Origin of the sequence: Oceanibaculum pacificum, from assembly GCF_001618175.1 — a bacterium.
Classification (GTDB): domain Bacteria; phylum Pseudomonadota; class Alphaproteobacteria; order Oceanibaculales; family Oceanibaculaceae; genus Oceanibaculum; species Oceanibaculum pacificum.
On the sequence record NZ_LPXN01000016.1, the window covers coordinates 1 to 10,064 of the forward strand.

The window sequence follows — 10,064 nt, forward strand, 5'->3', positions numbered from 1 at the left end:
CAGCCGCGCACCGCGCGGCGCGTCGCCTCGGCATGGCGGTCGTGGCGGGCGAACACATTCTCCAGCCCTTCCTCCAGCAGCATGTCGATGGCCTCCTTCAGGCCATAGAGCAGGTTGGTGGCCGGGGTGTAGGGGAAGAAGCCCTTGGCGTTGGCGGCCAGCATCGGCTGCCAGTCCCAATAGGCCTTCTGCAGCTTGGCCGTCTTGGCGGCGGCGATGGCCTTGTCGCTGATCGCGTTGAAGGACAGGCCCGGCGGCAGCATCAGCCCTTTCTGCGAGCCGGCGACGGTGACGTCGACACCCCATTCGTCATGCCGGTAGTCGATGGAGGCCAGCGAGGAGATGGTGTCGACCAGCAGCAGCGCCGGATGGCCGGCCGCGTCGATCGCCTTGCGGACCAGCCCGATGCGGCTGGCGACGCCGGTCGAGGTTTCGTTATGCACGGCGCACACCGCCTTGATGGTGTGGCCCTTATCTTCTTTCAGCTTGGCCTCGACCACGGCGGGGTCGACGCCGGTGCGCCAGTCGCCGGCCACGAACTCGACGGTGAGGCCCAGCTTGCCCGCCATTTCCTGCCATAGGGTGGCGAAATGGCCGGTCTCCACCATCAGCACCTTGTCGCCGGGCGACAGGGTGTTGACCAGTGCGCCTTCCCACGCGCCGGTGCCCGAGGCCGGGTAGATGATGACCGGATTCTTGGTCTTGAAGATCGGCTTCAGCCCGTCCAGCACATATTTGCCAAGCTCGCCGAATTCCGGTCCGCGATGGTCCATGGTTGGCGCGTCGATGGCGCGCAACACGCGGTCCGGCACGTTGGTCGGGCCCGGAATCTGCAGGAAATGGCGGCCGGCACGATGGGTCATGGTGGTTATCTTCTCAATTAGGAGGAGCCGTCGCCGGCCCAGTTTCAGAATTTTGCATAGTGCATGCAATTTTACGAAGCCTGTCAAGCCCGAGTCTTGCTGGGCTCCTTGTGCGTTGCAGCAAAACTGGCGTAAAACATGGCATTCTATGCATATCGGATGCGTTGTCGGGAAAGCCTGTTGTTGCATTGAATTTTGCATTCAAAATGCTAGCATTGGCGCGCTCGCTTGCAATCCGCGCGAAAGCGGGCATGTTCCGTCCATCCCGTCCCCCTTCGGAAAGCCGACGCCCGTGTCCGCCATCCAGCCTGTCAGCAAAGCCCCTCCCCGCAAGGCCCGCATCGCGCCGGGCGACAGCGGCCTCGCCGCCCGCCTGCGCCGGGAGATCGAGGGCGACGTGCTGTTCGACGGTTTCAGCCGCGGGCGCTATTCCACCGACGCCTCGATCTACCAGATCGAGCCGCTGGGCGTGGTGGCGCCCCGGCGCGAGCAGGACGTGCTGCGCGCGCTGGACATCGCCCGCGCGGAAGGCGTGCCGGTGCTGCCGCGTGGCGGCGGCACCTCGCAATGCGGGCAGACGGTGAACGAGGCGCTGGTCATAGACCATAGCCGCTTCCTGAACGACGTGATCTCGGTCGATCCTCAGGGCATGACCGCCTGGGTGCATCCCGGCATCACGCTGGACAAGCTGAACAAGCATCTGAAGGGCTACGGCCTGTTCTTCCCGGTCGATATCTCGACCGGCAGCCGGGCCACCATCGGCGGCATGACCGGCAATAACTCCTGCGGCTCGCGGTCCCTGCGCTATGGCAACATGGTACATAATGTCCGCGCCATCGACGCCGTGCTGGCCGATGGCAGCCAGGCGCGCTTCGGTCCGGTGCCGGGCAATCTGGACGGGCTGGGCGGCGACCCCGCCTATATCGCCCTGGTGCAGAAGATGCGGGCGCTGGGTCTGCGCGAGGCCGACGAGATCAGAGCCCGCATCCCGGACATCCTGCGCAAGATCGGCGGCTATAACATCGAGACGATCAAGCCGGAGGGGCACAATATGTCCCATCTGCTGGTCGGCTCCGAGGGCACGCTGGGCTGGTTCCAGCGTATCCAGCTCGACCTCAAGCCGATCCCGCCGCACAAAACGCTGGGGGTGTGCCACTTCCCGACCTTCCGCAAGGCGATGGAGGCCACCCAGCACATTGTGAAGCTGGGGCCGACGGCGGTGGAGCTGGTCGACCGCACGATGATCGACCTGGCGCGCGACATTCCGGCCTTCCGCGAGACGGTCGATAAATTCGTCGTCGGCGAGCCCGACGCGCTGCTGCTGGTCGAATTCGCCGGCGAGGACAAGGCGGCGCAGCTGCGCGGACTCGCCAGCCTGGTCGAGCTGATGGGCGATCTGGGCTTCCCCGGTGCGGTGGTCGAGGCCACCGATCCGAAATTCCAGAGCGAAATCTGGGAAATCCGCAAGCAGGGGCTGAACATCATGATGTCGATGAAGGGCGACGGCAAACCCGTCTCCTTCATCGAGGATTGCGCGGTGCCGCTGGAAGATCTGGCCGACTATACCGAGCGGCTGACCGACATCTTCACCAAATACGGCACCAAGGGCACCTGGTACGCCCACGCCTCGGTCGGCACGCTGCATGTGCGCCCGATCCTGAACATGAAGACCGAGGAGGGCGCCAAAAACATGCGCGCCATCGCCGAGGAAGCCTTCGCCATGGTGCGCGAATACAAGGGCTGCCATTCCGGCGAACATGGCGACGGCATCGTGCGCTCCGAGTTCCATGAGCCGATGTATGGCAGCCGCATTGTCCGCGCCTTCGAGGAGGTGAAGGACAGCTTCGACCCCGAGGGCATGATGAACCCCGGCAAGATCGTCCGCGCGCCGAAGATGGACGATCGCAGCCTGTTCCGCTTCAAACCGGGCTATGCCATCCAGCCCTTGCAGACGGCGCTGGACTGGAACGAGTGGGGCGGCCTCGGCGGCGCGGTCGAGATGTGCAACAATAACGGCGCCTGCCGCAAGGCGGACCCCGGCGTCATGTGCCCCAGCTACCGCGCCACCGGCGAAGAGAAGGACGTGACGCGCGGGCGGGCCAATTCCCTGCGGCTTGCCCTGTCCGGTCAGCTTGGTCCCGACGCGCTGCTGTCGGACGATATGTACCGGACCATGGATCTGTGCGTCGGCTGCAAGGGCTGCAAGCGCGAATGCCCGACCGGCGTCGACATGGCGAAGATGAAGATCGAATTCCTGCATCACTACCGCCGGAAGCATGGGCTGCGCCTGAAGGACCGGCTGGTCGCCTTCCTGCCGCGCTATGCCGGTATCGCCTCAAAGCTGGCGCCGCTGCTGAATCTGCGCGACCGGATTCCGGGATTGCCGCAACTGACCGAAAAGCTGCTGGGCCTCAGCGCCAAGCGCAGCCTGCCGCAATGGCGCACCGACGCCTTCCGCGCCCCCGGCCTCTCCACCGGCCCGGCGGACGGCCAGGCCGTCGTGCTGTTCGTCGATACCTTCAACCGCTATTTCGATGCGGAGAATGCCCGCGCCGCCGTCGTCGTGCTCACCGCCGCCGGCTACCGGGTGCATTTCGCCCTGCCGCCGAAGGACAAGCCGCTATGCTGCGGGCGTACCTTCCTGGCGGCCGGGCTGGTCGACGAGGCGAAGGCTGAAGCGCGCCGCATGCTGGACGCGCTGAAACCCTATATTGAGGCCGGCGTGCCGGTGCTGGGGCTGGAGCCGTCCTGCCTGTTCACCCTGCGCGACGAGTTCCGCTCGATGCATCCGGGCGCGGAATCCGACGCGCTGGCGGCCCAGGCGATGCTGCTGGAGGAGTTCCTGGCCGCCGAATCGCGCGCCGGCCGGCTGAAGCTGGCGTTGCAGCCCATTGCCGCTGGCAAGGCGCTGCTGCACGGCCATTGCCACCAGAAGGCCTTCGCCGCCATGCCGGCGGTCCAGCAGGTGCTGAAGCTGGTGCCGGGCCTGACTGTGGAGACCATCGAGAGTTCGTGCTGCGGCATGGCCGGGGCCTTCGGCTATGAGGCGGAGCATTACGACGTGTCGATGAAGATGGCCGAGGCCTCGCTGCTGCCGGCCATCCGCAAGGCCGATGCGAACGCCATCCTGGTCGCCGACGGCACCTCCTGCCGGCATCAGATTCACGATGGGGCGGCGCGCGAGGCGGTGCATGTCGTGCGCGTGCTCGAAATGGCGCTGGCGAAGGCGTAGGATGGGCCATGGCCACCGTCATCCCCGATAGCACGCCCGAACAGGATTCCGGACAGCGCATCGCCCGCCGCTCGCTGCATGACGAGGTGGTGGAGCGGCTGCGCGACCTAATCGTCGAGGGCGAGCTGGAGCCTGGCAAGCGTGTGCCCGAACGGGTGCTGTGCGAGCGTTTCGGCATTTCCCGCACGCCGCTGCGCGAGGCGCTCAAGGTGCTGGCATCCGAAGGGCTGGTCGAGCTGCTGCCCAATCGGGGCGCTGTGGTCGCCCCGCTGACCGTGGTGGAGCTGGACGAGATCATCGAGGTGATGGTGGCGCTGGAAGGGCTGGCCGGCCTGCTGGCGGCGTCCCGCATGAGCGATGCCGGCATCGTCGAGGTGAAGGCCCTGCATTACGAGATGCTGGCCTGCCACGCGCGCGCCGATCTGCACAGCTATTTCAAGCTGAACCAGGCGATCCATCTGGCGATTATCGAGGGGGCCGGCAACGCCACGCTGGTCCAGACCTACGGGGCCCTGAACGGCCGCATCCGCCGCTTCCGCTACATGGCGAACCTGTCGGGCGCGCGCTGGGACCACGCCGTGGCCGAGCATGAGGAAATCCTCGCCGCCCTGACCCGGCGCGATTCCGCGCTGCTCTCCCGCCTGCTGTCGGACCATCTGCGCAACAAGTACCAGCACCTGAAACAAGCCTACGAAGCCGAGGCGCAAGCAGCGGAGTAAAAGGCGGGCGAACATGTGCCGTCCTTCCCTCCGCCCTCTTCCCTCTCTTGCCGCAAAATTCGACTCAACCTATGCGGGCATAGCCGCTATTCTGCTCGCATGCCGGAAAAGCGCGATCTGACGGGGGCCATCGACGCCGAGTTCACGGAGCTGGAGGCGGCCGACTTCGCCGACAATCTGGAGACGCGCTGCCCGGTTGTGCTGGTGCTCGACATATCGGCCTCGATGGACGGCCCGGCGATTGCCGAGCTGAATGACGGGCTGGCTGCGTTCCAGGCGGAGGTGGCGGCCGATCCGCTGGCGCGCCTGAGGCTCGACCTTGCCATCGTTACCTGTGGCGGTGGCATCGGGGTGGCCAAGCAATTCTCGCCGATCGACGCATTCGCGCCGCCCCGGCTGGAGGCGGCGGGCGATACGCCGCTGGGCGGGGCGCTGCTGACCGCGCTGGACATGCTGGAGGCACGCAAGCGGCTCTATCGCGAGGCGGGCGTGCCCTATCATCGGCCCTGGCTGTTCCTGATCTCCGACGGCGCGCCGACCGATGGCGAACTGTGGCGCGAGGCGGCGGCCGCGATCCAGGACGGCGAGACCGGCAAGAAGCTGGCCTTCTTCGCCATCGGCGTCGGCGGGGCGGATTTTGATCTGCTGGCACAGATATCGCCGCCCACAAAGCCGCCGCTGAAGCTGAAGGGCGTGCGCTTCGGCGCGCTGTTCCGCTGGCTCTCCAGCTCAATGCGGCGGCTGTCGACGGCGCGCATCGATCCCGACCGGCTGGAGCTGCCGCCGGTCGATGGCTGGGTCGCCAAGCCGTGATCCTGACCGAGCGGGCGACCGGCCAGCCGGTCGAAATAGGCGCGCTGCTGGCCGAGGGCGGGGAGGGGCGCATCCACCGCACCGACCGCCCGGGCGTGGTGGCGAAGCTGTATCACCATATCGAGGCCGCGCCCGCCGGCAAGCTGGCGGCGCTGCTGGCGATTCAGCCGGTGGCCGGCATTGCCTGGCCGCTCGCCCTGCTGACCGACAGGGGCCGAATCATCGGCTATTTGATGAACGAGGTGGCGGACGCCCAGCCGCTCACCGTGCTGGCCAGCCCGCGCCTGCGCCGGCAGCAGGCCCCCGGCTTCACCTGGTTCTACCTGCATGCGGCGGCGCGTGATCTGGCGCGCATCGTCGGCGCGGCGCAGGCGGCCGGCCTGGTGGTTGGCGATTTGAAGCCGGAGAATGCGCTGATCGACGCCCGCGGCCGGGTCACGCTGGTCGATGCCGATTCGATGCAGCTTGCCGGCCATCCCTGCGCGGTCGGCGCGGAAGGGTTCCTGGCGCCCGAGCTGGTCGGGGCCGAACTCGCGACGGTCGAGCGGACGGCCGATCATGACGGCTTCGCGCTGGGCGTGCTGGTGCATCTGCTGCTGCTGGGGCATCACCCTTTCGCCGGCGTCTGGCGCGGGCCGGGCGATCCGCCGGGGCTGGACGCGCTGGTGAAGGCCGGCCATCTGCCCGGCCTGGCGGTCAGCCCGCAGCGGCCCGGCCCCTTCGCCGTCGGCCCGAACGCGCTGCATCCGGCGTTGCGCGGGCTGTTGCGGCGCTGCTTCGTCGACGGGCATCGACGCCCGGCCCTGCGTCCCACAGCGGCGGAATGGGCGGCGGCGCTGACCCTGGCGCTGGACGATCTGGTGCTGTGCGACCGCGCGCCGACGCATTTTCGCGCCGCCGCCGCCGGCCCGTGCCCCTGGTGCGCGCGGGGAAACTTCCCCCCGCCGCCGGATCCGGCGGCGCCGCGCGCGCTGGTCGCCGCCCTGCTGCATCGCGCCATCGATGCCGGCGACCTGCCGCGCCAGGCCTTCCTGTGGGCGCATCATCGCTTCGCCGCCGGCTTCGAGGCGCAGCGGCCGGCGCTGGACGAACTCGCCGAGGCCTTGCCGGTGGCCCAGCGGCTGCGTCATCTGACTGAGCGCGCGCCCGACGATGCGGAGGCCATCGCCCTGGCCTGGCGGAAGCTGTCGCCGGCCGGGCGCGCGCTGGGGAACGCCCTGGTGCCCGATCTGACAGAACTTGCCGCGCGGGCGGAGGCGCGGCTGGCGGCGCTGGCGGCGTTACGTCGGGCCTTTGGCGAGGGCATCGCCACGCCCGGCCAAGCGGCGGCGTTGCGCGCCGCCTTCGCCGAGGCGGAGGCGGCTTTCGGGCCGGGCAGCCGGTTCCTGCGGCCCTATGCCCGGCGGGCGGCGGAAGCCGCCGCGCTGCTGCAGGACGCATCGGCAGGTGACTTCGGCTGAAAGCAGGGTAGAATCGCTGTCGGTCCGGGACCTCCCCGGCTTATGACAGGGGTGCAATGGCCGCCGAGCGTGAGCAGCGGGGAAAGGAGCCGGGACGGCGGCGCTATTCCCAGGACGATATCGATGAGGTGCTGACGCGCCACAAGGCGTTCCTGCAGCGTCATCGCGGCGGCATGCGGGCCAATCTGAAAATGGCCGATCTGTCCTATCTGGATTTCTCCAACGCCGATCTGTCGGATGCCGATCTGACCGGCGCGAAGCTGATCGGCGCCAATCTGCAAAACACCCGGTTCCACGGCTCCACCCTGTTCGCCGCCGACCTCAGCAGCGCCAACATGGACGGCGCTGACATCGTGAAGTCCGACCTGCGCGGCGTGCGCATGCGCAAGGCCAGCCTGATCGGCGCGAAAGTGGTGGATTCCGACCTGCGCGACGGGCTGCTGTTCAATTCCTCGCGCGGCGAGCTGACGCCGCTGGATTACGATGCCGGCACCTCGACCGATGCCCGCTCGATCAATGCGCGCAATGCCGACCTTACCGGCTCCAAGCTCTCGAACGCCTTCATCGTGCAGAGCGACCTGACCGACGCGGTGATGCGGAACGCCAAATTCATCCGTGCCGACATGTCGAAGGCCAACATGACCGGTTGCAACCTGCTGGGCGCGGACCTGTCGCACGCCAATCTGGAAGGCGCCATTCTGCATGGCGCGATCATGAGCCAGGCGACGCTGCTATCGACCAATCTGAAGAGCGCCGATCTGATGGGCGCGATCCTGGATGCGGTCGATCTGTCGGTCGCCAATACCGACAATGCCCGCATGGTGCGCCGGCTGGAGGCGCTGACCGTGGTGCTGAAGCAGGCGGTCAGCGAGCATGTGAGCTGGATCGAGACCGGCGGGCGCGAGGGCAAACGGGCCGATTTCTCCGAAATCGACATGACCGGCGAGAATCTGAACGACCTGAATTTCGCCGGCGCGAAGATGACGTTCGTGGTGCTGCGGCGCGCCAGCCTCATCAAGGCCAGCATGCTGATGGCCGACCTGTCCTTCGCCGATCTGCGCGATGCCGACCTGTCCTATGCCGATCTGCGCGGCGTGAACCTGTCGCGCGCCACGCTGAGCGGGGCGAAGCTGATCGGCGCGCGCATCGGCCCGGTGCCCATCGAGGGGGCGACGATCAGCAACTGGCCGTCCAAGCTGGCGCATGCCCGGCTCGACCATTGCGACCTGTCGGGCGCTGAGCTGCCGCTGGCCGATCTGGAGGCGGCGGACTTGTCGAACGCCATCCTGCGCGGTGCCAATCTGACGGACGCCGTGCTGCTGGACGCCACCCTGACCAATGCCGATCTGCGCGGCGCCATCCTGAACGGCGCCGATGTGCGCGGCGCCATCGGCCTGCCGCGCGGCTGACGCGCCAACCCGGCAGATTTTGCCGGGGGACGGTAGCAGAATCTGCCGCCCAGGGCGTTTCCGGCCCGGCCAACCCGGCCCCGGCGACCTCGCTCGCCCCCGGCAATATCGTTGAAAAGTCACGAGATTCCGCACTTGGCCTGCGGATTGCTGCTGTTCGGTCGACCTAATGTGTGAGGTGCGACCCATGGACCTGCCATCGATCGATCGCGTTTACGGCGACACCCCCTCCGCGTCGGCTGCCAGCCGGGCGGGCAAGGGTGGGGAGGGCGCGTTCGACTCCTACCTGAAGCAGGCGGTGAACCGCCGCGAGGACGATAGCCGCGCCGAGGCGCGTCGTTCCCAGGAGCATCGCACCCAGGAGCATCGTACCCAGGCGGATCGCCCTCAGGCGGATCGCCCTCAGGCGGATCGCCCTCAGGCGGATCGCCCTCAGGCGGATCGCCCTCAGGCGGATCGCCCTCAGGCGGATCGCCCTCAGGCGGATCGCCCTCAGGCGGATCGCCCTCAGGCGGATCGCCTCCAGGAGGATCGCAACCCCACGCGGCGCGCCGATGACCGTAATGGCGTCAATGCCAAGCGGGCCGATAAACCGGTCGAGCGCGACTCCGCGCCGGCGGAGCGGAGCATCGTCGCAAAATCCAGCGAGGAGCCGCGCCGCGCCGACAAGGCGGCCGCTAAAGCCAGCCCCGCCGCCGAGCAGACGTCCGAGACGCCGCCGGCTCCGGCCGAACAGCCGGCGGCGCAGCAACAGGCCAAGGACGTGCCGGCGAACGATGCCAACACCCCCGAAGCCGCTGCCGACGGCAAGCCGACCGGGACCGTTGCCGAAGCGACGCCGGAGAGCGGCCAGTCCGCTCAGCCGCCGGCCGATCAACCTCCGGCAGGCGGGCAGTCCGCCCTGGCCGATGTGCCCGGTGCTGCGCAAAGCGCGCAGGCGCAACCGACGAGCGGCGCCGATATGCCGCCCGTACCGGCGGATACGCCGAAACCCGTCGCGGTCGGCGATGTCGCCCAGGCCGGCGCAGCGCCCCCCGCTGGTGATGCCGCTGGCGATTCCGTTGGCGATGCCACGTCGCAAGCCGCGCAGCAGACGACTCAGGCGACTGCCCCGTCAGCCAATACTCAAGCGGCGGCTGCCCAGGCTGCCGCCGCGGCTGGCCAGGCAGGGACACAACCGGGCGGCCAGCCGCCAGGGCAGCCAGGCTTGGAGCCAGGCTTGGAGCCAGGATTAGAGAGCGTGTTGACGGGCGCGGTTTCCAGCGATCCCGCAGCGTCTCAGACGGCCGCCAACAGCAATCAGCCGCAGACGGCAGCCCAGGGTAGTAACCAGGGTAGCACCCAGGGCGCGGTCCAGGCCGCGGCATCGCAGGGCGGTAATCAGAATGCCGGCGGCCAGCCGCAGCAGGGCGATGCGAATGTCGCCCAGCAGGCCCAGGCCGCCGCCGACAGCCAGCCGCAGCAGGGCGCGAACGGCCCCGCCGCCGCCGGTTTCGCGGCGGTGCTGGCGAAGGCGCAGGGCGGCAAGTCCGCGACCGGCGCCGCCACGCCCACCGAGGGCGGCGGGG

6 protein-coding genes and 1 pseudogene are annotated in these 10,064 nt (G+C 68.4%); 6 read left to right on the forward strand and 1 reads right to left on the reverse strand.

The features are described from left to right. Positions 1 to 863 (reverse strand): pyridoxal-phosphate-dependent aminotransferase family protein (locus tag AUP43_RS02045; RefSeq protein ID WP_067551963.1); only part of this gene is annotated, 863 nt, incomplete at its 3' end. 292 nt (positions 864 to 1,155) lie between these two features. Here AUP43_RS02045 and AUP43_RS02050 point away from each other — a divergent pair. From AUP43_RS02050 to AUP43_RS18870, 6 genes and pseudogenes are all read left to right on the forward strand, one after another. Then, a complete protein-coding gene (locus tag AUP43_RS02050; protein ID WP_084462457.1) occupies positions 1,156 to 4,095 on the forward strand; it encodes an FAD-binding and (Fe-S)-binding domain-containing protein in 2,940 nt (979 codons plus the stop codon). Positions 4,096 to 4,103: 8 nt separating this feature from the next. Then, positions 4,104 to 4,814: a GntR family transcriptional regulator gene (locus tag AUP43_RS02055; protein WP_067551966.1), complete on the forward strand. Its 711-nt coding sequence runs from the start codon at positions 4,104 to 4,106 to the stop codon at positions 4,812 to 4,814. Positions 4,815 to 4,913: 99 nt separating this feature from the next. Beyond that, a complete protein-coding gene (locus tag AUP43_RS02060; RefSeq protein ID WP_198154794.1) occupies positions 4,914 to 5,627 on the forward strand; it encodes a vWA domain-containing protein in 714 nt (237 codons plus the stop codon). Further along, positions 5,624 to 7,087 (forward strand): protein kinase domain-containing protein, encoded by a 1,464-nt coding sequence (locus tag AUP43_RS02065; RefSeq protein WP_067551968.1) that lies wholly within the window; start codon positions 5,624 to 5,626, stop codon positions 7,085 to 7,087. Before AUP43_RS02060 ends, AUP43_RS02065 begins: the two co-directional genes overlap by 4 nt. A 56-nt stretch (positions 7,088 to 7,143) precedes the next feature. Then, a complete protein-coding gene (locus AUP43_RS02070) occupies positions 7,144 to 8,496 on the forward strand; it encodes a pentapeptide repeat-containing protein (protein WP_067551971.1) in 1,353 nt (450 codons plus the stop codon). A gap of 187 nt (positions 8,497 to 8,683) precedes the next feature. Then, positions 8,684 to 10,064, forward strand: a pseudogene (locus tag AUP43_RS18870) (hypothetical protein); the annotation flags it as partial.